The following is a 26,570-nucleotide window of genomic DNA, read 5'->3' as shown; positions in this document are numbered from 1 at the left end:
ATAGAGCTACTATGAGCAAGAAAAAGAAGATCAGCATCCTTATTCCCGCCTACAACGAAGAAGAGGTGTTGCGCCACCTTTACGAACGTCTCGTGAAACTTGCGGGGGAAACAGATGGTTATGATTTTGAATTTTTGTTCGTGAATGACGGCAGCCGGGATCGAACCTTGGAAATGATAAAAGCTTATAGCAACGACGATGCTCGCATTAGCTACGTCAATCTTTCTCGAAACTTCGGCAAAGAAGTCGCCATGATCGCTGGGCTTGATCATGTAACAGGTGATGCGACAGTTATCATTGATGCCGATCTTCAGGATCCGCCGGAGCTTATTCCGCAAATGATTACATACTGGGAAGAAGGTTATGATGATGTCTACGCCAAGCGCCGCAGCCGCGCTGGTGAATCATGGTTTAAGAAAATCACGTCGGAGATTTTTTATCGAGTGCTTCAAAAGTCAACCAATATCCCCATTCAGCGCGATACGGGTGATTTCCGCCTGCTTAGTAGACGATGTGTCGAAGCATTGAAAGAATTTCGTGAATCCGAGCGTTACACTAAAGGAATGTTCAGCTGGATTGGCTACAAAAAGAAAGAGCTTCTCTACGACCGCGATCCTCGCGCAGCTGGAGAAACAAAATGGAATTATATAAAACTTACCAACTTTGCCATCGATGGCATTACTTCATTTACGACCGCGCCTCTTCGCATTTCTTCCATACTAGGCGTTTTAGTATCATTCGCCGCGTTCGTCTACATTGTTTACCTTGTTATACGAACGATCTTTTTTGGAAGTGATCTCGCAGGGTACCCATCGATGATGGCTGTCATTCTTTTTCTTGGCGGCGTCCAGCTTTTGAGTTTGGGCGTTATTGGCGAATACATTGGCCGCATCTTCAACGAGACAAAACGGCGCCCGCTTTATTTTGTCGAGGAATATCACGATGGCCACCAAAGATAGCAAGCATATCGTCATTGATGCTCGTATTATGAATTCATCCACCGGTCGCTACGTTGAGCGCCTGGTTCATTATCTTCAGGAAATTGACACTACTAATCGTTACACAATTCTTTTGCCCACGAAGGACCTCGGTTTCTTCACGCCCAGCAATAAAAATTTCACCGTAAAAGCGGCCGATTTTAAAAACTATTCCTTCGCCGAACAAACCACGTTCAAAACTTTTCTCGATGACTTACAGACCGACCTCGTTCATTTTTGCATGCCCCAGCAGCCCGTCCTCTATAAGGGAAATCATGTCACGACAGTTCATGATTTAACACTACTTAATACCTACAACTCCGATAAGAACTGGCTCGTCTTTCACGCCAAGCAATCAGTAGGACGATATGTCTTCAAGAAAATCGCCAAAACAAGTAGCCATATCATAACGCCAACTCACTATGTAAAAGATGATTTCGTTCGGTTTGCCGGTATACCTGAAAGCAAGGTGACAGTTACGTATGAGGCGGCCGATATTTTTGTTGATAAAATCTCACTGTATAAAAATCCGTTCAAACGTTTTTTGCTCTACGTAGGGCAACAAAGTGATTATAAAAATATTCAAAGACTCGGCGACGCTCATCAAAAGCTATTAGAAAAGTATCCTGACCTCGGATTGATTTTGGTCGGCAAAAAAACACCTGCACATCTTAAAAACGAAACCTATTTTAAAAGCAAAGATTATAAAAATATCCTTTTTACCGGTTTTATTGAAGATGCTGAACGCGACTGGCTCTTCGCAAACTGTGCTGTATACACTTTCCCCTCACTCATGGAGGGCTTTGGCCTCCCAGCCCTCGAAGCAATGGGATATGGCGCTCCGGTAGCAAGCAGCAATGCAACTTGTTTACCTGAAGTGTACGGAGATGCCGCCCACTATTTCAATCCTCTCGATACGAACGATATTGCTCGCGCTATCGATGATATTCTCGCAGATGAAAGACTTCGTAAAGATCTCATCAAAAAGGGCGCCAAACAAATTAAAAAATATTCATGGCAAAGAATGGCCTCACAAACCCACGCCATTTACATGAATGCACTGAAAAAAAGTTAAGAGCTTCGTTGAGCAATAATTAAGCGACGATCGCGACCTTCGCCTTCGGAGAATGTCCGGATATCATCGTACTCAGCGGCAACGTGATGGACGATTCGACGATCAGCCGCATTAAGATTTGCTACGTATGAATCGCCCGTACGACGAACTTCTTCAATCCACTCACGGGCTTGGGCAGCGATCTTCTCGGCACGTTGTTTTTTGTAGTCGGCAATATCAACATTTATACGAGTAAGGGCTGCTTCTTTATTGCGGAGTGTCGTGGAGACAAGGTACTGAATACTGCGAAGTGTTTCGGCACTACGACCAATAAGCAAGCTATTGCTTTCGGATGACGGAATAGAGGCTTCTATAACGTCATCTTCGACGCTCATTTCTACGGAAACATTTATGCCAAAAAATGAAAGGAGATCCTCGAGATATTTTTTTGCAAATTCCACAGATTCATCAGCGTTCATTACTTCTTCCCTTTCTTCCTCGTATCTTTAGCAACGACACGAGTGACCGTTGCTTCCTTAGCTACTTTTTCACGCGCTTTCGCGGTTGCTTTTTTGCCTGGTTTTTTAGCAGGCTCATCAGCAATCTCTTCAAGCTCTTCTTCATCCTGGCGAAGCAGGTAGGTTTGCTGAGCAACGGCTACGAGGTTGGAAACAGAGTAGTAAAGCGCCAACGCACCAGGCACACTGATCATCACAAAGAACATAAACACCGGAAGGATTTTCATCATTTTACCCATAACGATTGCATTCATTTCTGATTGATCAGCAGACTTTCCGTCGGCAGCTTCACTCATAACATCACGAAGACGCTTCTTGCTTTCAGTCTGCGGCATTGTTTGCTTACTCATGAAGTACTGAGTTGCTGCCGCAACTACTGCCAAGATGATAAGAATAATATCAACGTGTCCCTGAGCAAATGCGGATTTAGTGAGATCAACAAGGCCAAACAGCTTCTCATTAAACTCATTGGGACGCTCGATAAGATTTTTGATTGGGCCAATACCTTCCATAAAATCGTAGGTAAACTTAGCAATCTGATCACGGTGAAGCGTAAAGATTTGTATCACGTAATAGAGCGCGATAAAAATCGGAAACTGAACCAGCAAGATACCGATGGAACGGAATGGACTTACACCATGTTTTTTGTAAAGTTCCAGCATCTGCATGCCTTCAAGCTGCTTGTTGCCTTTTGCCGCTTTTTTAATCTTGGCAAGTTCAGGCTGCAATTTTCGCATTGCCTTCGTTTGGTGTAGCTGCTTCTTTACAAGCGGGTACATCGCAAAACGCACCAGCACCGTAAAGATAATAAGGCTCACTCCAAAATCACCACCGGGGATAATACTGTAGAGACCGATCAAAAGGTTGAAGATCGGCTGCACAATTAATATGTCAAAGATATTCACGTGTTACTCCAGAACTAATATTTACTCTTATTATATCAGTTTTATCGTTTTTTGTAGAGGCCGGCCTGATCAAAAGCAGCCGCTAGCGATTCTTCTAACTCAGAGAAAGGCAGTGACATAACTTCACTTGAGGAGACTATAACCGCAACATCGTGAACACGCTCTATCTTTGGAAGTTCTGCACGAATAATCTCATACAAGCGGCGGCGAATGCGGTTTCTCCCAACTGCACCCTTATACACCTTCTTGCTTACGACAATAGAAAAACGCGAATGCCTACGATGAGGGTTAGACACGTACTTGACTGTAAAAAGATGTGATCGAATGGCCGTTCCGTTTTTGTAAACATACCGCAAACTGCCATGTCCGTGAAATCTGTGCTGGAATGATAACATAAAGTAGTTTTATTATACTGTAAAAAACAAAATACACCTCGCAAAAGAGGTGTATTCTTATTTGTGAGACTACCGCTAGACAGTCAGCCGTGCACGACCTTTGGCGCGGCGGCGCTTAATAACGGCGCGACCGGCTTTCGTGGCGACGCGTGCGCGGAATCCATGGGTACGAGCGCGGTGTCGGGTATGTGGTTGGTGTGTTCGCTTTGGCATATCTGATATATTGTAGCTAATTTTGCCGCTTTTCGCAAGTCCCCTCTCTGTCGCTCACTAGTTTTTCCACATATTTGGTCGTTTTATCCACAAGTTTATATGATATAGGCAGCGGCTGTGGAAAAATGGTCCCTCTACACAGCCCCTAAATTCTATATCCTGTTATGGTTGTGGAAAACTCGTCCAGGCGCTATAGTAAAAGAAGTACGAGATTTGAGGGATACCTCCTAGGGGGAAGGTTTTTAATTATGCAACATGCGTTGTGGCAAAGTGTTTTAGGTGAAATTGAACTGTCGGTATCACATGGTATCTTCACAACGTGGTTCAAAAATACAGAACTTATTGACGTTTCTGATGATACCGTCACTATCGCCGTTGCAAATATCTTTGCCAAGCGACAATTTGAAGTTAAGTTTAACGATCAAGTCAAGACAGTTCTCGAAAAAAATGGTCTTACTCCTCAAAATATCGTTTACACGATAAAAACAACGGGCAAAAAAACAATCAGCCGAGAAACAACGACAGCCGAAAATCGAGTTGATGAACTTATTAGTTCTGCTCCCCGCCCTCGAAGCGTTACAACGTCGGGCGGTAGCGAGACCGGATTGAATCCACGGTATACTTTTTCAAATTTTATTGTCGGTGGAAGTAACGACTTAGCTTATGCGGCCTGTCAAGCAGTCGCAAGTAATCCTGGAGTTAAATATAATCCCCTCTTTCTTTATGGCGGCGTCGGCCTTGGTAAAACACACCTCATGCAAGCTGTAGGAAATGAAATTGCAAAAACTCAGCCGGATTCGCGTATTCTTTACATAAGTACCGAAACGTTTGTAAAAGAGTTCCTTGAGAGTATTCGTTTCAAAAAAAAGGGTTTTTCCGATAAATACCGTAATGTTGACGTTCTTATTGTGGACGACATGCAATTTATTGCCGGCAAAGAAAAAACTCAAGAAGAATTCTTCCATACTTTTAATGCGCTTCATCAATCTAACAAGCAGCTCATTATCAGTAGCGATAAGCCGCCAAAGAGTATTCCCACCTTGACCGAGCGTCTTCGTAGCCGTTTTGAGTGGGGCATGGCTATCGATATCCAAATGCCTGATTTTGAAACAAGATGCGCGATCGTACAAACAAAAGCTTCGCTTTCAGGTATTGAGCTTGCCCGCGAAACAACCGAATACTTGGCAAATAATATAAAAACCAACGTCCGCGAGCTTGAAGGCGCGCTCAACCAGCTGCTTGCGTATGCAGAAATGCGCGGCGTCACGCCAGATATTACCATCGCCGAAGGCATCATCGGAAACGTACGACACTCTCGACCCCAGCACCTCACACCCAAGCAAATCATCGATAAAACTGCGCGCCACTTCCAAATCGAAATAAAAGAGATCTGTAGCGCCAAACGCGACAAACACATCGTTGTTCCCCGACAAATCGCTATGTATTTACTTCGCAGCGAGCTCCACCTTAGTTTTCCAAGGATCGCGGGCGAACTTGGCAGAAAAGACCACACCACCGCAATTCATTCAGTTGAGAAAATTGAAAAAGCCGTTAAGCTAGATCTGCTAGTCAGGGAGCAAGTGGCTGAAATACGGGAGAAGTTGTATGCTTAAAGTATGTGGAAAAGCTGTGCGTTTCCGGAGTAAACAACAGCGTAAAACCATAGTACAACTTTCCCCAGTTTGCCTTACTAGGCAACTAAGCAAAGTTATAGACCGTGTAAAAGTCCGAGCTACGCACACACTTACCCTCATTCATCCACAGCATCTATCCACACCAAAAATGCAACTTTTACCTCTGGGTGAACACTATTTTTACCCAGTTTCCACAGCACCTACTATTACCTTTACCAAAGGAAAAAGAAAGAAAGGCAGTATATAATAATGGAACTCACCGTTACCCAAGAAAATCTCGCCAAAGCACTCAGTAACGTGGGACGAGTAGCAAGCAGTAAGACAGGACTCCCCATACTCAGTAACATCTTACTAAGAACAGATAGCAACCGGTTACTCATAGCAGCGACAAACCTTGAAGTTGCTTCTACTCAGCATATCGGCGCTAAAATAGCGACTCCAGGAGCAATTACCATCCCCGCCCGCTTAGTGAGTGAGTTTGTGTCGAGCCTTCCTAAAGGTACAGTCGAATTAAAAGTAACCGATGATAGCCACCTCCATATTTCATCAGGAAGTTTCAAATCCGTTATCAACGGTGTGGTGGCAGACGAATTTCCCGAGCTCCCTACAATCGACGAGACGTCTTCGATTCAATACAGCATCAGTACCACAGATTTCAAGCAGGCAGTTTCTCAAACTATTATTACAGCAAGCAATGATAGCACGCGCCCAGTGCTTACGGGCGTGTATTGGCACTCTTTTGAGGGAAGTCTGTATCTGGCGGCTACGGACGGATATCGTCTTGCGGAGCGAAGGTTGGTTGAGACGACCAGCGAGGTGGCGGCGATTATTCCAACAACGACGCTCCAAGAGGTACTTCGAACACTGACCGATGATGTCTCGGAAGTGGATATCCTGTTTGATGAGACACAGGTGCGATTCCGTGTTGGCGAAAGCGAGGTAACCAGCCGATTGATCGACGGAAACTATCCGGATTATCGCCAGCTTATCCCTGAAAAATCGGATACGAATACAACACTGAACGCGAGTGAATTCGTACGAGTAACAAAAATTGCCGGACTATTTGCACGTGAATCCGGTGGAAGTGTGACGCTGACGGCCGATAAGGAAAACCAACAGCTGTCTATTCACTCTATAGCATCTGAATTGGGTGAGAATACATCAAGCGCAGATGCCGAGATTTCTGATGATGGCCAAGTAACGCTTAATTCGCGCTACCTTAGCGATGCGCTTGCTGTGATTGAGGGTGACGTAGTTACCTTCCGCTTTAGTGGTAAGCTTGCGGCATGCGTGTTAGCCGCCAAGGGCGATAATGTGAACTATAGGCATATTATTATGCCGCTGAAGAGCTAGAATGCCCCGGATCCAATCATTGCATGTTCGGCACGTAAGGGCCCACCCCGATTTCACATTGAAGCTTGCCCCGGACGTTACCGTCATTACTGGAGCGAATGGAAGCGGCAAGACTTCACTTCTTGAGGCGCTTTATGTGGCGCTTCAAGGCTCTTCATTTAAGGGATCGGATAAAGATATCGTCGAGCGTACTAAGGAGTGGTATCGAATCGATGTGGGGTTTGATGATGGTACCGTGCGCACGGTTAAATTTGATAGCCGAAAACAGACTGGGCGAAAGCAATTCAATATTAATGACAAAAATCAGTATCGTCTTCCGCCCGCACTCCGTTACCCGGTTGTTTTATTTGAGCCCGATGATCTTCGTTTGCTCAATGGTTCGCCAGAGCGACGGCGACGCTTTATAGACCAGTTCATATCACAAATCGATGTTTCTTACGCATCAGTACTGCGCCGCTACGAGCGCTCTTTAAGGCAGCGCAACGCTCTTCTTAAAAAGCAGGCATCAAGCGATGATTTTTTTGCATGGAACCTTACCTTGAGCGAATATGGCGCAACGATTATTGAAAAAAGAATCCATTTTATTGAACAACTCAACGAGCGTTTGAATGAAACCTATCATGCAATTGCACACAAGCCGGATACGGTCTCGATGCGCTATTCATTTTCAGCAGGTGATTCAATTCAGCAGAAGTTACTGAGCGAGCTTCACCATGCAACTCAGAAGGATCTTGTGCTGGGATTCACGTCAGTTGGACCGCATCGTCATGATGTTCTCTTTGAATTTAATGGTTCCCCTGCTCTTTCGGTGGCCTCACGAGGTGAGGTGCGGAGTATCGTGCTGGCACTTAAGTTTCTCGAAATCGATATTATCGAGCAGGTAACAAGCGAAAAGCCAGTCGTACTTCTTGATGATGTTTTTAGCGAGCTTGACGAAGAGCGCCAAAAACAGCTAACTACGCTCACGAAATCTCATCAAATTATCATTACCTCCGCCACGAGTGGCAGCCGTATTCCTGCGAGTATTATTACCAAATTAGAGTAGGCTATTCACCAATATGATTGGCGTCCTTGATGATGTCGGCAGGGACATCTTTGAAGTCGACAGTTGTAAGCACAAGGCTAGGCTTTCCGATGACTGTCCACGTATCGTTTTCTTTTTTTAGTATTGTGTAGTAAACGTCGCCTTCGTCGCGTGGGTCGGCAGGACGTTGCGTGAGGGCTGTGGCATACCACTCCCCTTCCTTGTAGAGCTTGCCATCATTTATATCGAATGATGTCGCAACAAAAGGAAATGCTTTGATGAGTGCGGCCTTTATGGCCGGCAGTTCTCCCGTAAGTGCGCGTTTCAGATACGTATCCGAATAGCTCGGGTCAATAGTGACGGTTGCATCTCCCTTGTTAACGGAAAAGTAAACCGCTGCTCGGTCGTAATTATCGCCCGAAGCGAAGGCTGCGTAATTACCTTCTTGGAGCCGTATGGTTTCATTATTTTTTACATCGGCGAGCTTATTTTTTTTATCCGTATCGTCCGAACGATAAATATTCGCCGTAAGGTCCGTTTTTTTGAATGTGAAGGTCACGTTTCGAAAAGAAAGCAGATAAAAAGTGACACTGGCAGCAGCAATAAGAAGTGCCACGACGATTACTATTGTGATGATAATTCTTTTGTTCATATTAGAATGGGCTTTCGTAGTTTCTAAATTCTATTTTTAATGTGGCGGGGTCATAGCCAAGTGCGCGTATCTGTCGTACGGCGGCATTTCGATAGCCGCTTGGGGCGTCAATTGTGACGATAATGGAATTTCCGGAAGGGTCTGAATTATCGTTTTGGTATCCAATCGTATATAAATAATTACTGTAAGGGAGGTCGTTCACAATAGGGTTTTCCTTGCGGAATGCCTCGCCCTCTTGGTTGGCGGCTAAGCCGGCTTTTCCTTCTATTTCAAGGTATTTGGTCTGATTCTGCTGTGTCCATTTTTTTGCTTCATCTGAAACAGGGTTGAGGACTACGGTGATCGTTCGGTTATCGTTTTCGATGACTTCTCTGTGCTCGTAGGTTGTAAAACCATTCTTCTCGCCTTTGATGGTATAAGAGCCGGGCTTAAGGTAGAGCGTTCCTGGACCTGTCGGTTTGCCATCGATAGTAAGTGAAGCGTCTTCCGGAAGCGCGATAAGCGTCACTTGGGTTTTTCCAGCCCTCTCGATCGATGTGTAAACAAAGTAGAAAACAGGTATGACGATGACAGCTATAACCAGAAGGCTGATAATGAGTATTCTGTGTCGTGTAAACAATGTCGGTGTCATATTCCTCCTATTTCTTTCGATACCATGTCGTGTCGGATGCGGTAATTTTCTCACGTCCAGCCATTGGAGCGCGCTCGTCAAGCGATGCTGAGGCGATGACGCTATCAAATCCTTCCGGCTTTTTGCCTTTGTCTCCAACATAGACATATGTGTGGCCAGGAAGCATTGCAACGTCTCCCGCCCGAAGGTCGCCGACGTTTATAGAAGCGCCATTCCCAAGGTTAGTCCAGTTTTTATCAAGCCATGCTTTTTGCGCGGGAGTTGCTCCGCCGCGAGCATTTGAATTGTAGGCTTTTTCGAAACCAGAGTCGTACATGACGGTTGTTACAAAACCACCACAGTCGATTCCCGGGTAACTGATTCCTCCAATATAGCGTCTTTCCGACCGTGCTTTATTGAGTGCCGTCACATACTCGGGCTTGGCGACGATGGTAAGACCTCGATAGTCGGGCCAAGCATACGATTTCGCAGTTGCGGTCAGTGATGACGTATCGGCGACACCGCAGCCGGCGGAGCTTCCTGGTCCAACCTTGCCATTAAACTCGTTATACCACTTTTGGGCATAGCCGCCACGAACGGTTCGGACGGCTTCGGGCGAATCTGCTGATCGCTCAAAATTATCATGCCAGTATACTGTCGCCTGGATAATCGTCGCTTGCTTTTTTAGTCCGTCCCATTCATTACCGCCACCATACGATGCTTTAGCGGTTCGAGCGTTGCTTTCTTGGTAAAGATACTCAAGCTGAAATGCGAGACTCGACACGGGAACACCTTGCTTTGCGGCAGCGGCGTTAAGGCTCTGGCGGCGCGGACCTGTCCATTGCACAATACCATAACCACCTGTGCCAGTGCCTGGCTTTTCTTCTGCTTCAGGATTGAAAGGATAGCCCTTGTAAGTAGATTCTTGCTGGATGTTTCCCATAACTCCAGCAGCTTGCTCTGCGGTAAGGCCTTTGCCAAGGAGGAATGACCAAACCGTTTTAGGAAAGTCCGCTGGAGCCGGATTTGCCGCACTGCCAGGCGTAACGGAGCCGCTTGTACCAGGAACGCATGTCGCGCTAGGATCATAAAAAAGAATATCATTACCAGAGTAAAATTGCTGGTCGATTCCTTCAGCATGCGCCCATCCCGTAAAGATGGAACTGACAATTAAGGATGCAAGCACGATCGACGTTATTTTTTTTGATAATTTTATCACTGGCTGAGTCCTCCCATTGCATATGCCATTCCTAGTGAAAGTGCCTGTGGTGTAGAAAGATCTGCCATGGCTTTGCCTGGGTCGTCGGAGTAGGCTGAGGTGGCCGTTGATCCTGAGCCTGCTTCATCTTGGTTTGTCTGAGAAATGAGATAGCCATTGTATTCGCTCGACATTTTATTCTCGGTTGTGTCGTCCATGCATTTTTCGCCGGTATACCACGTTGCTTCATCCGTTTGTTCTTCGGCTGCGACACTTGTACTACCCCACGGATCTTCGCGATTGACACAGTATTTCATGTATTTATCAAGGTATGTATCTGGCTTAGGACTACCCGAGACTTCATCAATTTGATTATTGCTTTCCATATAATCAAGAACGACGTCCGAATCAACGTATTCATGAGGTACGTATCGTACGGCGCAAAACATATCAGGGTCCATTTTATCCTTCAATGTCGCGTACACCTCATCTTTACACTGGCTAAACCGAGTCTCGCTATAGTTTGCCGTGGGCATACTGTATGCTGCTTTAGTGTTATTTGTCAGCATGGTTAGCGAATTTGGAATGGCTGCAAAGGTCTTCCCAATTGTCGATATGAACGGCTGCTGAATAGAAGGCATGTAGTCTGCGAGTGATGTCGCCATGGCACCTAAGAATGAGTAGCGATTATTAATATCAAAAGGTGTTTTTGAAGCTTCGTATGTTTTCATGGCTATGTCCTGCTGATTAAGCTCGTTGTTTGCCGCGATGTTTGCTTTAATAGCAGCAAGCTTTCCTGGTTTTAGCCCGAATTTCATAGCCGTCGTTCCCAAAATAACAGCGGCACCGATAAATATGACGTTTCCTGCGTCCACTCCAGTAACGCCTGTCGTAAGATCGACACCTGCCGCGGCATCAATCGCTACGTTTACAAGTTCGGCTGCCCACTCTTCAATAGGTAGCACGCTGGTAATACCAAGGATAACTGCACTGAAAATTGGTGCGGCCAAAAAGCTAATGATCTGGACGACCTTATTATTTACCGCTTTACAGGTGAGCTTAATCGTTTCTTTTCCAATATTGTCGTTAAGCCACGTGACAATTTTTTCGAGAACACCAAGGAATCCGCTAGCGATAAAGAATCGGGTAGCGAGTCCTGTAAGATTTATCTGATCACCGTAGGCCACCACTTTATAGGCCTCGGCATCCAGCGCATTTTTGCCGATATTAGGATTATCTATCATTTCTCCCGTTTCAGGATCTTCAACTTTTTGAGGGTAGGTCGATGGCGCAAGAATACTCATTCCCTTCGTCACCTCGGCATCAGTAGAGGCATTGGCTTTTATTGCACTTGCCATCGTGAGAAATATCATGGCAAATGCCGCAAAGCGCATAGCTTTTTTGATTTTTGCCATGGTGGCTATGAAGCTCGACATATTATAGGTAAGACACGCCAGCTGAGGTATTGCCAAAGCATTCGTAATCTTCAAGGATAACGACTTTAGCTTGGAGCCTTTGGCGATCGCCTCATTTATTTGTCTCGACGTATCATTCCCGGCGTCTGTGGCCGCCTGGGCATCCTTCTTAGCCTCCTCACTCGCGTTATCGCCGGCTTGTTTTGCGACGGACTCCGTACTGACGGTCCCCTTTTCGCCTTTTGCCGAGTCCTCGAACGATTTGTCCGCTTCCTCCTTGTTTTTTCCTTCAATTTTTTTCTGTTTAGTAAGATTCAAGCTTGTTAAAACTCCCTTAAAGAAATTTCCCACCAAGAATAGAGAATTCTTAAGGCTGTACACGGCGTTAAAAGCGGCGTTGGCAACTGCTGAGTTCTTTAAAATGGCCGTGAGTTCTTGTACGTTATGGGCAACTTCCCCTGTCGGAAATTCGATGGACGTAAACATTACGCGCTTGCCGTCTGTGCTTACCTGCTTTTCGCCAAATTTAAAGCCCTTCTCTTCGTACTTGGCTACCAGGTCTTTATCCATCGAATTAAATTTGCAGCGGATTGAAATAGCTTTATTGCAAATACTTAGCTTTTTGCGCGCGTCACCGCCAAGCTGTTTACCAATAAGGTTGAGTGACTTGTGCTGGCTTGAGTCATTGACATCGTTCGTGTCATTGGTGAAGTGTTCGGCTATAGTAACCGGCATAAGCGTAAGGCCAAAGAAGCCAAGCAACCCACCACCGGTCAGTAATCCACCTCCAACGAGTGCCGTAGGAAGCTGTTTCTTGAAAATGCCCTTTACGCGTGACCCAAATCCCTGCTTCTGTTTAGCGGATTTATTGCCCGCAGATACGTCCGTATTCCAGGCTTGTTCGCTGGATTTCGCATTGCTGATGTTTTTCGATGCGTCTGGAGCGTTATTCGAACTTCCATTGTCAGCATTCCCCGCTTCTTTGCCGACACGCTGCTCCATATCCTTGAGCTCTTGACCAAGACCATTGCTATTCATCATGTCGTCGAACGTATTGTTGTCGGCGATATGCTGGAACTCACGATCAATATTCCTTTGAGAAGGGTTGTGGGCTTGATCCTGTTCTTCCCTAGTATTTGGAGTCTTGGTTTCCATGATTATGCTCTATTATACGCTGAATTCGCCAGGATTCATGTAGCCGTTGGTTGCCATCGGCTCACCGGGATTCTGCTGTGGGGGTTGTGGCGCCTGAGGCTGCGCCGCCGCTGGATTAGTGGTAATAAGTCCCGTCTCGGTTTGGCTGGCGACGATTTGAATGTGAACATGGTTTTGACCGGCAAAGAATAAACCTTGTCCAACCGGAAAGTTAGCGAGACGTTTGCGCTCTTCCTCTGTTAACTTAAAGACGTCGGAAAGCACATCAACGGCACTCGATGATTGCTTCAAGAGAAGTTGCATAGAGGAGTTGGCGACAATCGCACGTCCCATTTTACTTCCCATAAAGTCCTCAACGTCCTGCGTAATAGTTGTAAGTCCAAGGTAATATTTACGAGCACGCTTAGCGAGGCTAAAGAGGAAGTTTGCAGAGTCATCGTATTTCATGAGCTGCCACGCCTCGTCCACGATAAGCATGCGCTTTCGCTGGTCGGTCCTGGTAATATTCCAAATGTGCGATAGTACGATATACATAGCTACTGGACGAAGTTCATCTTCAAGGTCACGGATGTTGAAGACGACCATATTGTTGTTGATGTCGATGTTTGACTGCTGGCTGAAAATACCGGCGAAGGTTCCACTGGTATACTTGCGCAAGCGTTGCGCCAGCGCTGGGCCAGTGCCGCCCATATGGAGCAGTGTGTCGTATAAGTCGGCGATTGTAGGGGGCTTTGAGTGATGCGTAAGCGGGTCACTGGTAATACCGGCACGCGCGTACGTATCGATAAGAGCTTGATCAAGGTCGGCCTCTTCGGCTGGCGTGAGGGCAGACATAATCTGCCCATTCGCGGTTGATTGCGTTCCTCCCAGCATCAGCCGGAACAAGCCGTGAAGTGTCACAAGGTTGGCGCGAAGCGCATCATCTGCTTCATCACTGTCGATAACCCTAGGAAGATCAAATGGATTAATACGTGTATCCGCGCTAAGGCTAAGACGAATATAACTTCCCCCTACCGCATCAGAGAGCTTTTGATATTCGTTTTCAGGGTCGATGATAATCACGTCGCAGCCAACCATCATGCTGCGAAGTGCCTCAAGCTTTACAGTGAACGACTTACCGGCACCAGATTTTGCAAACACTACCATATTGGCATTTTCAAGAGAGAACCGATCAAAAATAACCAATCCGTTGTTGTGCATGTTTATACCGTATAATACGCCCTTTTCTTGGGTTAGATCAGCACTTGTGAATGGGAAGCTAGTACTGATTGCGCCGGTGTTCATATTGCGCCGAATTTGCAATTGGTCGGTCATCTGAGGAATCGTACTATTTAACCCTTGCTCCTGCTGTGAGGAAGCGACTTTGCTGAAGATCAACTGCTGACCGAATATCGTTTCAATTTTGTGCTGTACAAAGCTCAGCTCGTCCATGCTATCGGCGTATAAGGTGACATACAGGCCATAGCGGAAAAAGCGTTCGGCACCCACTTGTAACTGATCGCGTAGTTCCTCGGCATCTTGCAAGGCTGCCTCAAGCCCTGGATCACGAGTTCTTCCCTTTTCACTGTTGATGGACATGGTTGCTTCAAGCTGAGTCACCTTTTTGCGAAGATTATTAAGTACCACCTGGCTTTCAACCGGATAAATAAACATACTGATGTCGAGTACTTCATCGATATTAATAAGTGAGCTCAGCCAACCCGTGTAGATCTGGCGCGGATACCCATAAATATATAGCGTACGACCATATTTCGTCCCGAGCCTAAAGTGACTGGAGTGAATTTCAATGCTACTTGGCGCAATGAGGTCACGAAGCGTCGTCATTCCTTTTAAGAACGCTTGTTCTACCTCGGCTTGTTCGCGGGCGCGCTGCTGAGCAGCAATGTCAATTGGATCAAGTTTTTTCTTGGCCATTTCTACATACCCCCTTCTTGCAGGTGTGGACGAGGAGCTTCTCCCTGGCCCTTGGCAACGTACATGCTTGTTACGTTCTCAAAATCACCAAGTGGTTCCCGTACGGCTGTATCGGGGTTGTACATATTGTAATAAAGTTCACCGAGTTCCTTGGTATTAAGTTGAACGCTCTTAATGCCAATCTGGAACAAACCGCTCATTACAGAATCAACACGGTTTTTGATCTCATCCTTCGCCTTGTCGTAGGCGACCTTATCAATTTTGGTCGCAGTTGTAGGAGCCTTGGCGAAGATCTTACTAAAGAAGCCTTTACTTTGTTCAACAACATTATTAAGATCGCCCGTCGGATAGTATGGAATAACAATAAAAAAGCTCTTATCCATAATATTTGCTTCCTGCGAAAGCACATCGATGAAATTGATATAATCATCCATTAGTACATTCAGAAGCATATTATCTTGAGATCGGCGGATATTGGCAAGCCGATCAAGATACGGACCAATATCGACACGCTGTGAGCGAATGAAGATCTGTACTGGAAAATACAGTGCGTTAAGGAAGTTCTGGTAGCTATACTCAACACCTTCCCGCTCGCGAGAGCTCATAAGGTCGAAGTTAATAGATTTACAGGCCACGACCGCACGAAAACTGCCGTCGCTCATAATCGCCATCCCTTCCCGTATTTCAGAAATCAAAAGACTATTTTGGGTTGTATTAGGGTTTGCTGGTTTTTTAGCCTGCTGAGCTTGTTGACCCGACCCAACGGCGTTTGGCTGCTGTTGAGGCTGGGGTGGCAGGGGGACTTGAGGGGCGGCAGGAACAGGCTGCTGAATATTCGGAGCAGACCCTGGGGTTGGTTGTAGAGGTTGTTGATTATTTGGCGGCACGTCCCACTCTTCTCCTCGGCCGACTATCTATCTGTTATCGCAATGAAATGACCACTTCATCGTCGGGAAGTTTTTGCTCTTCCTTCTCGTGAATACGGTTGGCTTCGTGCGCAATCGTCTCGATAGATAAATCAGAGTTATTTGCAAGGTTTATTATATCAGGTGACACTACCGCTTCGCTAGTGTTTGTTTGCGCAGTTTGCACGGGCGCGGGTACTGCCGTCGGCACAGACGGTGGAGCGGCAGCTGTCGATGGAGCGGATATTGGTGCTTGCACGGACCGAGGAGTGCTTCCTAGGGGGTTGATAACCGTCTGGTGAATACTATTTGGATACGGATTATACGTAAGGTGCGGATCATCCGTCACAGGCGTTGAGGCGGTTGGCATTGTCTGTTGGGAAGGTGCCGAGGGCGCCAGGCTTGCATATGGATCAGGCACCTGAGGGACGATAGCTGTCGTCTTTGGCTCCTCTTTCATGTGGGCAATCATTTCTTCTCTCCGCTCAACTTCCGCTTGGTTGATCATTGTATTGAAAGACTGGGCGACGCCACTATTCGTATCGAGAACATCTTCTGTTTGCTGAGCGGCGTAGTAAACGTCGTTTTGCATAGCGCTATCAGGAGTTGGGGTACTTACTCCCCTCACAGCCCAGCCGCCAGTGTCAACGATATTTGCAAGGTAAGAGAGCCTTTGTTCGGCTTCAGACTGAGATAAATCCTTTGTACGTTGAATTTCAACAACTTTAGGTGCCGTAATCTCTACCAGTGATTGAATCCCATCCGGGAGCCAAAGGCGTTTGCGGGGTTTTAAGTGAAATGACACTACCGCTGCGAGATATATTTCCATGGGCTGGTCTTTACGAAGCGGCAGCGCGAGCGCACCAAAAAGTACTACTAAAGGTAGTGGTATTAAGGCTAGCCCTACAAATATTTGAGCAAGTCCCCAGGCAAGACCGATAGCAATAATCGCAATAATAATATAGATAAACTGGCGAAAGCTAAATGGACCGATCAACTTGTCATCGGCTTCAACATCCTGAGGTACTTTGTATACTGCCATGTAGGTTTAGTATAGCAAAGTTTATGGACCTTGCCGTGGTTCCGACGGATTGTTGTTCTCCATGTCATGGAGTTTATTTTGAACATCAGCTTCTTCATGAGCGATAGTAAGCTCCTTATCGGTCGGTGCTGGGCGAAGGTCTCCGCCGGCTGCACGAACAAGTTGTTTTTTCTGGTCATCGTTAAGGTTGGCACTCACTCGTGGATCAGAGAGGACGCGTCGCGCTTGATCGCCAGAAATAACACCTCCTTGATTGACCATCTTTTCGATACTCGCAGCATGCTGACCGGCCAAATCGTTGTCGGACATTGCTCCCGCCTTTGCGTCAGTGAGCTTGCCGCCTTTACCTGCCCATGTAACGAGGTCGGCGCCTTTGTCTTTGGCCTGCTTACCATGGCGTTCCTGAAGGTTTTCGCGCAAACTACCTGAAACATTGTCGAGCTTTTGCTGACCTTCTGTGGTTTTCTCACTTTCTTCTACAATTTCACGGAATTTACTAACACCCGAACCGCCCTTAGCAAACAGCATATTTTGGGCAGCAACAGCCTGTGCCTTGTTGCCGCTCTCTATGGCGTCCTTAAGAGCCTTCTCCGGGTCATTGTCGAACTTGATTTTAATAAGTGCTTCCATGTCACTGACATCTTCCTGAAAAGCCTTCTTTTGCTGGTTAACAGCGGCAGCCACCACACCTGCTTTACGAGCTTCGTCGCCACCAGCCAGCGCACTTGCAAATGCATCATTACTTACGGCTGTATCGGCAACGTATTCTGTTTCAGCACGCTTAGCACCTGTTTCATTACTAGCCCGTTTGGCAGCGCGCCTCGCACCCCATTGTGTAATAGCGCGACGACCTACCATCCCCCTACCCTCAAGTTCATTGCGGCGACGTATGTTCTTGCGGTCATCACGAATACCCTGCGCAAAATTCTTTCCTGCCTTTTGGCTTCTGTCGCTAGCGCTTAAAACCGCGCCACCAATAGCTCCCAGGCCCTTTAAAGTAGCCATGACAAGCATGTAGGTTAAAAACAAAGGAATAATACCAATACCGGCGCCCATCACCGTTTGTACCCATTTTACGACACCATTCATATGCTAGCTTCCTCCCATGACGATTTTAGACGCCAGAGCCGAAGCGCCAAATATGATCGATACCACAGGATAAAGGATAAGGAGAGTCGTAAATAGTTTCCGCCATCTTGTAAATAATGATTCGGTATTAGGTAGTAAGTACGCCACGAACGCCAGTGGTGATATAACGATTAATAGCACAATCAATGCCTGGCGAATAACTAATACGAGGAATACAGCCAAAATAGCGATAAGACAAGCGAGTATCACCGGAATAAGTGCCGAAAGCCCAATATACAGAGCCGCTCCAACAAGGACGGTACCACCAAGTAGTCCACCAACGATTCCCTGCCATTGAGTACCGGAGTTGAATCCATTGTCGGTATTCGGAAGACTTAATCCCTGCCCGATGCCATCAAAGAGAGATTTAAGCGATGCGCCACCAATGTTCGAAAGGTCGACAGCAAGCGAACATATCCAGAAAGATACATTGACCAATATCGCCGCAATAATAAGCCGCGGCAGCATTCGTTTAATACCATAATTAGATATACCAAAGCTGGTCACCTGTGAAAAGATAATAAACAAGAAGGCAATAACAAAGGCAATATTGGCGAAGTTTCGCATAACCGACCACGCCTTGAACAATCCGGAGTTAGTATCCATCACAACTGGCTGTACCTTAAGCAGAGCCGCAACAAAACTATATGCGCCATCTACCAATTGCGCAAGCAAATTCAGTATTGGGCAGACGATCCAGCCGATACCGGGGATGGCACACGTGGTTTTATCTTCTTTTTTAGTAGGATCTTTTTCTTGGGCAGGCGTCGTATCTGTGGAGAGACCCGTGGCGGTCTGTTGCCCGTATAAACAGGCGTCTTTTAGGCCTTTATCGCTATTATATTTGTCACAATATCCAGCCGTTTTATTTTTGAAACCGTCGTCACAAGCCGCTCGAAGAGCGTTTGCTCGCTGGACTTCTGCGTCTGTACCGGCTGCCGGATACTTTTCACCACACGTTCCTGGAGTATATTGACCGCCTGGCTTCAAAAGCGCCGCGTACGCATCTGCAAAACGGGGGTTATCTCCTAGCTTTGCTCCAATTGTATCGGCGTTATTGTCGCCACAGTCGGTGATAGCATCGTTATTCCCAGAGTTGGCAAACCCGGTTTTTGAGCCGACACGGATATCATCTTCGCGGCCTCCGCCTTTGTAGTATGTATTCTCGCCTGCCTTACCGTTTTCATATGTATATGTATGAAAATGACTGTTACGGCTATCACCGCTCCAGCCGTTGTTTTGAGCTTCGCGGTTTCTACTTCCGTCGTCTCCCGGTGATGTATCGTTGGGTACAAAAGGATTTCGATATGCCCAACCGCATACGTTAGTGAGCGCATAATAAAGCATTGCATAAGAAATTGCGTCACCAGGTGAACCATCGCTTAGCCGTCTGCCAAAAAATGCATCAGCCTTAAGAGCAGCTTGGAGTTTATCGCGGACCTCGCCATCGCCATTACTATAATCCTTTGGCTGATTCATGTCGCCGCCGCTAGAGGTGTAGCCTAGTTTTTCAAGCAAACCTCGGCAGCCACCCTGAATTCCCACAGAAGCCAGTGCATTATTAGCAAGATCCACTCTGTTTTCGAGTGCGTCCCACGATCCTCCGTTGGAGTAAACGGTGCCGTTATCATCGTTATCACCTGTCGCCCAGTGGCCAACATACACCGCATCATTGTCTGAACCACCAAAAATATGACAGTTGCTGGCGTCTTCGTTACTAATACTTGAATCAAGAAGACTTGCCTTATCAATCACCGCCTGCAAAATTGACCACGCACGAGCGCGGTTAAGGACATCATCTGCCGTAACGGCATAGGCGGAATTTGCAAAAAATGGCGTGTAAAGGCTAAGGAGCGACAAAAGCGGCACGGCAGCTAAAACAAGAACTCGACGTCTTATGTTAGAAAATAAATCACGCCACATAAACATAACTGCTATCAGTATAAAACCGATAGCAGTTTGAAACAATAGTTAAGTAAGAGGCTTAGCCGTTATCTTTGAGAACGTGAGAACCTGTGTAATCCCACTTGTTGGTCTGGGGGTCGAGCTTTTGGTGGATCTCAGCCTTGTATCCCCTACTGCTCAGCGGCTCTTCTCCGCGCATTGTCGTGACAGTAAGGTCGCCAAGCACGGTGTAGCCACCACTTTCGCTTCCAGTAACGCGCATGTTGGTGAGATATACACGTGAGAATGTTTCGTTTTCAACGTTCGCCTTATTAGCTTCATATACAAGCGTTGCTGGCTGCATAAAGTCGGCTCCGGCATCAGTAACACTGTTATGATCCTTTCCAAGACCAAGCAGAATTCCATCTGCACCGGTAAGAAGATCGAGGTTGGCTTTTTCGGTTGCTTCAACACCACCGTTTTGCGATACCGCTTCGCGGCTTGCGTTCATTTTCATACCGTTTTGAAGAGCGACAGCCCATTGCTTAGCTGCTTCATTAGGCGAGGGTGCTTTAGCTCCGGAAACTTCAAAAAGTGTCGCTTTGGCTGTTTCAACGGTCATGTGCTGCGAGCCGAATGATACTCCGGTGTCAGCAGGGTTGGCTTCAGGGCTGGAGGCGGGTGCTTCTGCTGAAGTAGCTGGAGCGCTTCCACCAGGGTGTTGTTCAGCAGTGGCAACCGGCTGTGACCCGGTGTCTGGGATATTTTTGGGTTCGGAATCGTTAGCGGTGGCGTTGCCTAAGTAGTAGGCACCTGCTGCGACAACACCAGCGGTAGCAAGAGCTACTTTACCCCAATGGCGTTTGAGGAATCCTGGCTCTTCCTCTTCTGTTTGAGGAATATGATAAGTGTCGGGGTTGTTATGGACAGTTTGTTGGTAAGGAATCTCTCCAGTACCACGAGATTGGTCTACTTCTTCAGGAGGCATGACACCCCCTTGTTCGTTAAGACGATTTGCATGGGGGTTTTCAATAGTCATTTTGTGCTCCTTAGCGCGAAACGCGCAGCATAAGTAACCTATTGCCTTTGTATTATACATTAATACCCTTAAAAACGCAAGGGGTTTTAAATACTTTTAATACACTACATATAGCGTATGTATATTAACATCAAAAGTGTATACAGGGGTGAGAAATAACTTCAGGGACAATCCCGCCGCGTTTTTTCTACGCGACGGGTGTCCAATTCAGGGTGCTACCGCTTCGACTGATCGTCGGCCGGGTGAGTACGAGACCAGTGCGTGAGGAGATCGTCGTGCAAATGGCTGGGCGACGGCATGTGGAATCGCAGGTAACCGCTGGTGACGATGTTGCTGCACAGATCGCTCAGCGTACTCCATCCCACCCCCACTGCCTGCTCTTCCGACTGGTGGGAGATGTGGCGCAGATGGATCACATTGGTGACGTGACCCTCTGGGGGCGGCTTCAGTGAGTAGTACGACCCCTTGACGTACACGAGTCGGCCGTCCTGCATCAAGTTGATGCGGTAGGTGTCGTCGTATTCCTTGAGGAGCTCCCACGAAGCCGTGCGCTGCCCATTTTCGTACACCCACTCGCAGGTTGCGGGCGGGCGGGTCTGGGCCGCACGGGCGAACTCCCGCACGGCCTCGAGCACGATGTCGACCCAGCGGTTGTACTGCCGGATGTGCAGATCGTCGGCCCGCTCCTGTTTACCGCCATCTTGCCGCGCGTAGTAATCGTCCAGAGAACTCATACTTCACCGCCTCTGTTGCGTATCTGATTGGACAGAGTAATTATATACTTTATCGGGTGAAATGCAAGTTTAATTAGTTTTTTATTTTGACTCTAGTTTATTATGTTAGGGTGAAGGTGCCTATATTCACTAGGGAGCTAAGACCTGTGACTGACGACCCGTTTGACTTGCCGGACCCGCCTCACCGGGCGAAGCGGCGAAAGGAAGGAGCTTTCATCTGGATTCTGCTGACCCTCGTTGTCCTTGGTGGCTTGTCTGTCCTCTCACTGATTTTGGGCAGTGCGGCTATGGATGACGATGCGGTCTCGATGGACCCAGGCCAGGTTTTTCAGGGTCTCGGAGTTGCGGGAATCATTCTCACGCTTGTCGTGATCGTAGTGATTATTATCGTCTCCTCCGAGTAAGTAAACGCCCCGGTCTGTAAAAACAGACCGGGGCGTAAAACTAAGTTGCACTAAGGGTTATTAGGCGGTGTTGGAGGTGGAGGAAAGTCTTGTATAAGGTTTTGTAAGTGTTCTAGAGAGTTCCTTGCCACGCGGCCACGAAGGCTGGTGTTCGTGAGTGCTTCCTTCGCCAGTGTGCCCAGTTGAGCGCGGTTTCGCTCGTATTCGGCCACCTGTGCAGCATTGAATTCAGCAGGTGCATTAGCTCGTGCAACCTTAACCACTCGCTGGACGGCTTCCCAATCCATATCGGCAAGGTGGGCGGCCTTGAGCTTACCGCTACGGATGGTGTGCGCAATGTTCAGGTCGATTCCAGCATTACCCTTAATTTCACCCTGTTTAATACGGTCGATAGCGGAACCACCAAAGTAAGCGGCCATTTCGCCGATCTTGTTCGCCTTAGCTTCATCACCAATAGTGGTTCGGTGAGCATATAGCTTGCCGCCTTTACCAGATTCGGCAATAATATCTTCCCTCTGTCTAAAGCTTCCTTCCTTCATCTGGATTTCAATTGCAGCCTCGGTAATGAACGTATCCTTAAGGCTGAAGTCACGCGGGTGTCCCGAGCTATCGGTTACGTGAATAGTCTCACCTCTTAAGAGGTCAGCTCGCTTTTCGGCGCTGACGTTAAAGTGCTTCAATACATGCTTTGCTTCTTCCACAGATTTACCAAAGGCAGTTCGATCTTCGGCAACGGCGTTTGCTAGGGCTGTATCGGCACCGTGTGGATCAATACCCTTAGCACGTTCACGTATTAAGTTGTCTGAAAGCATGAGCTTCGTCATATCTTCTTGACGTACATGTTCAGCGGAGTGGGCACGGCGCTTTTCAAGGTTATTATCGATCGAGGCTTGTTTGATAGCTTCAACCATATTGTTGCGATAGGCCTGGTAGTTGCCAATACCTCGACGAGAAACTTCTGCCGGATTCAGCGCCTCTAAGTCGAGGAGGTTTTCATTAGTTCTCTTACCCGCCATCAATTCTTGCCAATTGGCGTCTACTTTAGCCTTGGTAACATCCAAATTCAATTTAGCAGCTCGCGCCTCAACGTCCATGTGCTGCAACGCGGCATTGGTTGTTTTGGCGGTTTCAAAGCGTACTTGCGCGGCTGTTTCACCTGCTTCTTTAGAAAGTGCGGCACGTTGGTTGGCCTGGTGAATTTTTGAGTATTCTTCGCTATTAGCCCACGCAGCATCAGCCAGCGCGGTATTGGCTGCGCGCCAGCCCTCGCGCTTGCGGCGCTTGGTTTCAATGTTTTGCGAGCGCCTGGTGGCGGCTCCACGCCAGCCGGCACGCGGTGTGCCAGCAAGTACGCGAGCTTTTTGGTTTTCGGCACGATCCTTTGCCCAGTTGCGAGTGCGGTCGATAAGTCCCTTGTTTGGGTTGTTGACCATGCCGGCAAAGCGGCCAAGTAGTGATCCGCTGAACTTAATAAGTAAAGGCGTAATAATAATTGGAGCAACTTGTACGGCCATACCAAGGAGAATGAGGTTGATCGAATTGGCATTTTGTATAATTGCCATACCCGCCAGCTGTGATCCACCAAAAATAACCGAAAAGATCGGAAAAAGCAGCAGCATTGTCATGAAGAGCTCGCGCCACTTTTCAAAGTATTTCTCGGTATTTGGTAGCAAGTACGCTACGAATGCCAGCGGCGATACGATCACTAGTATAGTAATAAGCGCTTGGCGAAGCGCCATAACCAGCAGTGCCACCAACACGGCTACGAGCACCGTTACTAGTACCGGCACGAGCATGAAGATCGAACCGGTAATCGTACCGCCGAGTAAAATATTTGCTCCGATACCCGCAAGTACGGCCGCTGTTCCGCCAGAAAGAATGAAACTGGAGATACTCTCCCAGCTGATAATGTCCCAGTTGTTCCCTTCTCGGCCCACCAATACATTACGCAGGCTGATAAACAATTCCTGTATGGAATTACCTAAGATATTTGAGACGTCGATCGCGATGGCGCATATCCAGTATGATAAATTCACCAAAATTGCCGCCGCGATAAGGCGCGGGAGCAAACGTTTTATACCATAATTAGAGATACCGGCGTTGGTTATTTGCGAATAAATAATAACGAGGAAGCCGATAACGAAGACGATGTTAGCAAAGTTTCGCATAACGGCCCAAATGCGGAAAAGTGAATTATCTTGGCTCGTTTGTACTGGACGCACGGTAAGGAAGCTGGCGAGAATGCCATACATCCAGTCCATGGCCCCGGCCAAAAATTTAGTGACTGGACACACAATCCAGCCAATACCTTCTAGCGCACAAGAGGTAGTGTTTTCGTTGGCATTTGCCGGTTGAGGATCAAGGGTGATCTGCGTCGCCCCTGAGGGATTGGTGTAGCTGTCTGGCGGCGTGTAATCGTACACGACATACGATGCCGTCGTTGCCTTGGTAGGGTCTGTACCTGGAGCAAAATAGATTAGGTGAGCTTTTTGGGTTGGGTTTGAAGAACCCGATACAATGGGCTCCACGTAGGCATATATTTGAGTGTCTTTGGCAAAACCGCGAGGGTCATTGCTGCCGGCATTTCCGGTTTTAATATATTGCTTTTGGGCATAGGTTATAGAATTGCCCTGCCAGGTAGCGTCGGCTGCGTAGGCAGTGGGAGAAATGCCAAGCAATGCGAAGACGGCCACGAGCATACTTGTGGCGAACAAAAGAATTTTCCGTCCCGATATACTACCGGGCAGAAAGGCTTTTCGCAATTCCACCATATCAGTGCTAATGCTACCACTTTATGGCAAAAAAGTCAATCAAATGGACTGCATTTACACAGGGTGTGAGTATACTGTTAATCGCGGTGGTTTCTGCTTGCGCCTACAGAGCTTTTATCGTATTTTATAGGTAGGTATGAATATAAAACAAAAAATCATTGGTTTGGCTGTCGTTGTCGCGTCGTTCGTAGGGGCTGGCGTTGCTGCACCTGCTGTATTGGCCGAGAGTTGTGGCGGTGCGCAAACTGCTATCATTTCTTGTCCCCAATCGAGCTCGGGGCCAAATGCTAAAGAAAACGGTGTGTGGGGTGTTTTGCTCATTGTTCTTAATATTATGACGGCGGGCGTAGGAATCGCTGCGGTAGGCGGTATTGTATATGGTTCTATCCTCTACACAAGTGCCGGCGATAGCTCTGAACAGACCAAAAAAGCTATCGAGATTATTCGAAATGTTGTCATTGGGTTAATCGCCTATGGCCTGATGTATTTGGTGCTGAACTACCTAATTCCTGGCGGCATTTTTGCATAAGGAGAATATATGAAGAAGATAATTCGTAACTGGATAGCCGCAATTATATTTACCGCAAGTCTTGGGGGCACAGCACTTACTATTGCTGCGCCACAACCGGCCATGGCAGCTTGTAACGATCGCCTTCTTACCTTTCCGGCATGGTATCGCGGTATCATTAACGATAGCTGTGATATTAAAAATCCAAATGATGTGGGTGGATTGCCGACGTTTATCGCAAAAATAGGTCTTAATATTATTGAGGTAATGCTCCAGCTTGTCGGATATATCGCCGTAGGTTATATCATTGCGGGTGGTTTTAAGTATCTTACGAGTACGGGTAGCCCCGACGATATCGTAAAGGCACGCAAGACCATTCTTAACGCGGTTATTGGTTTGATAATCTCTATATTTTCAATAGCTATCGTTAATATTGTGGCGGGAGCTGTGTAATGAATCAATTTCTTCTTTTTGCAATCGATAAGATCACACCCGATGAAATTGGGCTTAAAAACCCTGCGACAGATCCGAACGCGACACTGAGTGCCGTGCTAACCACGGTATATACCTGGGCGGGTATTATTTGTGTGCTGGCTATTATTATCGCCGGCTTGTTTTATACGACGTCAACGGCAAATCCATCACATACAAAGCGGGCTCGTGAGGCGATCATTTATGCCGTAGTTGGACTCGTTGTTATTATTATGGCATTCGTTATTACGCAATTTATCTTGGGGAGGTTTTAAATGAAAAAGTGGAAACAACTTATAAGCGCATTCGTGGTGGCGCTAGGGCTCGGAGGATTATTTATTTTTACCCCTTCGGCGTCTGCGGTAAACGTATTTGACCAATGTGCCTCAAATGCGGATGCTGCCGTATGTAAGGCTCAGGGCGACAACGCCACGAACATGATCACCATTGTTATTAATATTCTTTTGTTCGTGGTTGGTATCATTGCGGTGATTATGATTATCGTGGGCGGTATCCGTTACACGCTTTCGAATGGAAATGCTAGCCAGGTTAAGGAAGCAAAGGATACGATTCTTTATTCGGTTATCGGATTGGTAATTGCAATTATGTCGTATGCTATTGTCAACTTCGTATTAGGAAGATTTATCGGAGCTTAAAAAGGAGGTAC

Annotated in this window: 26 protein-coding genes; 10 read left to right on the top strand and 16 right to left on the bottom strand. The window is 47.1% G+C overall.

The genetic code is table 11. From position 1 onward, the window contains the following. Positions 1-11: 11 nt before the first annotated feature. Together VFH06_01255 and VFH06_01250 are read left to right on the top strand one after the other, a co-directional pair. A complete protein-coding gene (locus VFH06_01255; GenBank protein HET6746714.1) occupies positions 12-959 on the top strand; it encodes a glycosyltransferase family 2 protein in 948 nt (315 codons plus the stop codon). After that, a complete protein-coding gene (locus tag VFH06_01250) occupies positions 943-2,052 on the top strand; it encodes a glycosyltransferase family 1 protein (protein ID HET6746713.1) in 1,110 nt (369 codons plus the stop codon). Before VFH06_01255 ends, VFH06_01250 begins: the two co-directional genes overlap by 17 nt. Here VFH06_01250 and VFH06_01245 read toward each other — a convergent pair. The 4 genes from VFH06_01245 to rpmH form a co-directional block, all read right to left on the bottom strand. Beyond that, positions 2,049-2,510: a R3H domain-containing nucleic acid-binding protein gene (locus VFH06_01245; protein HET6746712.1), complete on the bottom strand. Its 462-nt coding sequence runs from the start codon at positions 2,508-2,510 to the stop codon at positions 2,049-2,051. The two genes, VFH06_01250 and VFH06_01245, sit on opposite strands and share 4 nt — an antisense overlap. Next, the gene (locus VFH06_01240; GenBank protein HET6746711.1) at positions 2,510-3,454 is read right to left on the bottom strand and encodes a YidC/Oxa1 family membrane protein insertase; all 945 of its coding nucleotides are present in this window, start codon (positions 3,452-3,454) and stop codon (positions 2,510-2,512) included. Before VFH06_01240 ends, VFH06_01245 begins: the two co-directional genes overlap by 1 nt. Before the next feature lie 41 nt (positions 3,455-3,495). Then, entirely contained in the window at positions 3,496-3,849 is a 354-nt protein-coding gene (rnpA, locus tag VFH06_01235) for a ribonuclease P protein component (GenBank protein HET6746710.1), read from the bottom strand. 75 nt (positions 3,850-3,924) lie between these two features. Further along, positions 3,925-4,062 (bottom strand): 50S ribosomal protein L34, encoded by a 138-nt coding sequence (rpmH, locus tag VFH06_01230; protein ID HET6746709.1) that lies wholly within the window; start codon positions 4,060-4,062, stop codon positions 3,925-3,927. 248 nt (positions 4,063-4,310) lie between these two features. Here rpmH and dnaA point away from each other — a divergent pair, with 248 nt between their 5' ends. The 3 genes from dnaA (at position 4,311) to recF (ending at position 8,094) form a co-directional block, all read left to right on the top strand. Continuing rightward, entirely contained in the window at positions 4,311-5,675 is a 1,365-nt protein-coding gene (dnaA, locus tag VFH06_01225; GenBank protein HET6746708.1) for a chromosomal replication initiator protein DnaA, read from the top strand. Positions 5,676-5,945: 270 nt separating this feature from the next. Continuing rightward, positions 5,946-7,049, top strand: coding sequence for a DNA polymerase III subunit beta (gene dnaN, locus VFH06_01220; GenBank protein HET6746707.1), 1,104 nt, complete (start codon positions 5,946-5,948; stop codon positions 7,047-7,049). A gap of 1 nt (position 7,050) precedes the next feature. Then, positions 7,051-8,094: a DNA replication and repair protein RecF gene (recF, locus tag VFH06_01215; GenBank protein ID HET6746706.1), complete on the top strand. Its 1,044-nt coding sequence runs from the start codon at positions 7,051-7,053 to the stop codon at positions 8,092-8,094. Between the two features lies 1 nt (position 8,095). Here recF and VFH06_01210 read toward each other — a convergent pair whose 3' ends face one another. From VFH06_01210 to VFH06_01160, 11 genes are all read right to left on the bottom strand, one after another. Next, positions 8,096-8,725 carry a hypothetical protein gene (locus tag VFH06_01210; GenBank protein HET6746705.1) on the bottom strand — a complete coding sequence of 210 codons (630 nt, stop codon included), beginning with the start codon at positions 8,723-8,725 and terminating at the stop codon, positions 8,096-8,098. Position 8,726: 1 nt separating this feature from the next. After that, positions 8,727-9,356 carry a PEGA domain-containing protein gene (locus VFH06_01205; protein ID HET6746704.1) on the bottom strand — a complete coding sequence of 210 codons (630 nt, stop codon included), beginning with the start codon at positions 9,354-9,356 and terminating at the stop codon, positions 8,727-8,729. A gap of 7 nt (positions 9,357-9,363) precedes the next feature. Then, on the bottom strand, positions 9,364-10,554 hold the full coding sequence (locus tag VFH06_01200) for a phage tail tip lysozyme (protein HET6746703.1): 1,191 nt from the start codon (positions 10,552-10,554) through the stop codon (positions 9,364-9,366). Then, entirely contained in the window at positions 10,551-13,103 is a 2,553-nt protein-coding gene (locus VFH06_01195; GenBank protein HET6746702.1) for a hypothetical protein, read from the bottom strand. Before VFH06_01195 ends, VFH06_01200 begins: the two co-directional genes overlap by 4 nt. A gap of 12 nt (positions 13,104-13,115) precedes the next feature. Next, positions 13,116-15,017, bottom strand: a complete 1,902-nt coding sequence (locus tag VFH06_01190) for a DUF87 domain-containing protein (GenBank protein ID HET6746701.1) — start codon at positions 15,015-15,017, stop codon at positions 13,116-13,118. Positions 15,018-15,019: 2 nt separating this feature from the next. Next, positions 15,020-15,904, bottom strand: coding sequence for a hypothetical protein (locus VFH06_01185; protein HET6746700.1), 885 nt, complete (start codon positions 15,902-15,904; stop codon positions 15,020-15,022). Positions 15,905-15,938: 34 nt separating this feature from the next. Further along, entirely contained in the window at positions 15,939-16,964 is a 1,026-nt protein-coding gene (locus VFH06_01180) for a PrgI family protein (protein ID HET6746699.1), read from the bottom strand. 21 nt (positions 16,965-16,985) lie between these two features. Further along, positions 16,986-18,053, bottom strand: a complete 1,068-nt coding sequence (locus VFH06_01175; protein ID HET6746698.1) for a hypothetical protein — start codon at positions 18,051-18,053, stop codon at positions 16,986-16,988. A 3-nt stretch (positions 18,054-18,056) separates the two neighbouring features. Further along, complete coding sequence (locus VFH06_01170; GenBank protein HET6746697.1) at positions 18,057-20,021, bottom strand: hypothetical protein; 1,965 nt, start codon at positions 20,019-20,021, stop codon at positions 18,057-18,059. Between the two features lie 55 nt (positions 20,022-20,076). After that, a complete protein-coding gene (locus VFH06_01165) occupies positions 20,077-21,015 on the bottom strand; it encodes a hypothetical protein (protein HET6746696.1) in 939 nt (312 codons plus the stop codon). 215 nt (positions 21,016-21,230) lie between these two features. After that, the gene (locus VFH06_01160) at positions 21,231-21,749 is read right to left on the bottom strand and encodes a hypothetical protein (GenBank protein ID HET6746695.1); all 519 of its coding nucleotides are present in this window, start codon (positions 21,747-21,749) and stop codon (positions 21,231-21,233) included. A gap of 146 nt (positions 21,750-21,895) precedes the next feature. On the opposite strand from VFH06_01160, the gene VFH06_01155 reads away from it, so the two are divergent. Next, a complete protein-coding gene (locus VFH06_01155) occupies positions 21,896-22,153 on the top strand; it encodes a hypothetical protein (GenBank protein ID HET6746694.1) in 258 nt (85 codons plus the stop codon). Positions 22,154-22,203: 50 nt separating this feature from the next. On the opposite strand, the gene VFH06_01150 is transcribed toward VFH06_01155, so the two are convergent. Next, positions 22,204-24,924, bottom strand: coding sequence for a hypothetical protein (locus tag VFH06_01150; protein ID HET6746693.1), 2,721 nt, complete (start codon positions 24,922-24,924; stop codon positions 22,204-22,206). Between the two features lie 136 nt (positions 24,925-25,060). Between VFH06_01150 and VFH06_01145 the strand changes: the two genes are divergently transcribed. Genes VFH06_01145 through VFH06_01130 form a run of 4 tightly spaced genes read left to right on the top strand, consistent with a single transcriptional unit; the run spans position 25,061 to position 26,559 of the window. Continuing rightward, entirely contained in the window at positions 25,061-25,453 is a 393-nt protein-coding gene (locus tag VFH06_01145) for a hypothetical protein (GenBank protein ID HET6746692.1), read from the top strand. A 9-nt stretch (positions 25,454-25,462) separates the two neighbouring features. Further along, positions 25,463-25,885 (top strand): hypothetical protein, encoded by a 423-nt coding sequence (locus VFH06_01140; GenBank protein ID HET6746691.1) that lies wholly within the window; start codon positions 25,463-25,465, stop codon positions 25,883-25,885. Further along, positions 25,885-26,178 (top strand): hypothetical protein, encoded by a 294-nt coding sequence (locus VFH06_01135; GenBank protein HET6746690.1) that lies wholly within the window; start codon positions 25,885-25,887, stop codon positions 26,176-26,178. The genes VFH06_01140 and VFH06_01135 overlap by 1 nt, the downstream gene beginning before the upstream one ends. After that, positions 26,179-26,559 carry a hypothetical protein gene (locus tag VFH06_01130; protein ID HET6746689.1) on the top strand — a complete coding sequence of 127 codons (381 nt, stop codon included), beginning with the start codon at positions 26,179-26,181 and terminating at the stop codon, positions 26,557-26,559. Positions 26,560-26,570: the final 11 nt, after the last annotated feature.

The organism is Candidatus Saccharimonadales bacterium (assembly GCA_035697325.1).
Lineage (GTDB): Bacteria > Patescibacteriota > Saccharimonadia > Saccharimonadales > Saccharimonadaceae > JALRBM01.
This window is presented reverse-complemented; position numbering and strand designations above follow the sequence as displayed.

Excerpts from the sequence above, each read along its gene's own strand:
- VFH06_01255 (HET6746714.1), top strand. The coding sequence starts at position 12 with ATGAGCAAGAAAAAGAAGATCAGCATCCTTATTCCCGCCTACAACGAA.
- VFH06_01250 (HET6746713.1), top strand. The coding sequence starts at position 943 with ATGGCCACCAAAGATAGCAAGCATATCGTCATTGATGCTCGTATTATG.
- VFH06_01245 (HET6746712.1), bottom strand. The coding sequence starts at position 2,510 with ATGAACGCTGATGAATCTGTGGAATTTGCAAAAAAATATCTCGAGGAT.
- rnpA (HET6746710.1), bottom strand. The coding sequence starts at position 3,849 with ATGTTATCATTCCAGCACAGATTTCACGGACATGGCAGTTTGCGGTAT.
- rpmH (HET6746709.1), bottom strand. The coding sequence starts at position 4,062 with ATGCCAAAGCGAACACACCAACCACATACCCGACACCGCGCTCGTACC.
- dnaA (HET6746708.1), top strand. The coding sequence starts at position 4,311 with ATGCAACATGCGTTGTGGCAAAGTGTTTTAGGTGAAATTGAACTGTCG.
- dnaN (HET6746707.1), top strand. The coding sequence starts at position 5,946 with ATGGAACTCACCGTTACCCAAGAAAATCTCGCCAAAGCACTCAGTAAC.
- recF (HET6746706.1), top strand. The coding sequence starts at position 7,051 with ATGCCCCGGATCCAATCATTGCATGTTCGGCACGTAAGGGCCCACCCC.
- VFH06_01210 (HET6746705.1), bottom strand. The coding sequence starts at position 8,725 with ATGAACAAAAGAATTATCATCACAATAGTAATCGTCGTGGCACTTCTT.
- VFH06_01205 (HET6746704.1), bottom strand. The coding sequence starts at position 9,356 with ATGACACCGACATTGTTTACACGACACAGAATACTCATTATCAGCCTT.
- VFH06_01195 (HET6746702.1), bottom strand. The coding sequence starts at position 13,103 with ATGGAAACCAAGACTCCAAATACTAGGGAAGAACAGGATCAAGCCCAC.
- VFH06_01190 (HET6746701.1), bottom strand. The coding sequence starts at position 15,017 with ATGGCCAAGAAAAAACTTGATCCAATTGACATTGCTGCTCAGCAGCGC.
- VFH06_01180 (HET6746699.1), bottom strand. The coding sequence starts at position 16,964 with ATGGCAGTATACAAAGTACCTCAGGATGTTGAAGCCGATGACAAGTTG.
- VFH06_01175 (HET6746698.1), bottom strand. The coding sequence starts at position 18,053 with ATGAATGGTGTCGTAAAATGGGTACAAACGGTGATGGGCGCCGGTATT.
- VFH06_01170 (HET6746697.1), bottom strand. The coding sequence starts at position 20,021 with ATGTTTATGTGGCGTGATTTATTTTCTAACATAAGACGTCGAGTTCTT.
- VFH06_01165 (HET6746696.1), bottom strand. The coding sequence starts at position 21,015 with ATGACTATTGAAAACCCCCATGCAAATCGTCTTAACGAACAAGGGGGT.
- VFH06_01160 (HET6746695.1), bottom strand. The coding sequence starts at position 21,749 with ATGAGTTCTCTGGACGATTACTACGCGCGGCAAGATGGCGGTAAACAG.
- VFH06_01150 (HET6746693.1), bottom strand. The coding sequence starts at position 24,924 with ATGGTGGAATTGCGAAAAGCCTTTCTGCCCGGTAGTATATCGGGACGG.
- VFH06_01145 (HET6746692.1), top strand. The coding sequence starts at position 25,061 with ATGAATATAAAACAAAAAATCATTGGTTTGGCTGTCGTTGTCGCGTCG.
- VFH06_01140 (HET6746691.1), top strand. The coding sequence starts at position 25,463 with ATGAAGAAGATAATTCGTAACTGGATAGCCGCAATTATATTTACCGCA.
- VFH06_01135 (HET6746690.1), top strand. The coding sequence starts at position 25,885 with ATGAATCAATTTCTTCTTTTTGCAATCGATAAGATCACACCCGATGAA.
- VFH06_01130 (HET6746689.1), top strand. The coding sequence starts at position 26,179 with ATGAAAAAGTGGAAACAACTTATAAGCGCATTCGTGGTGGCGCTAGGG.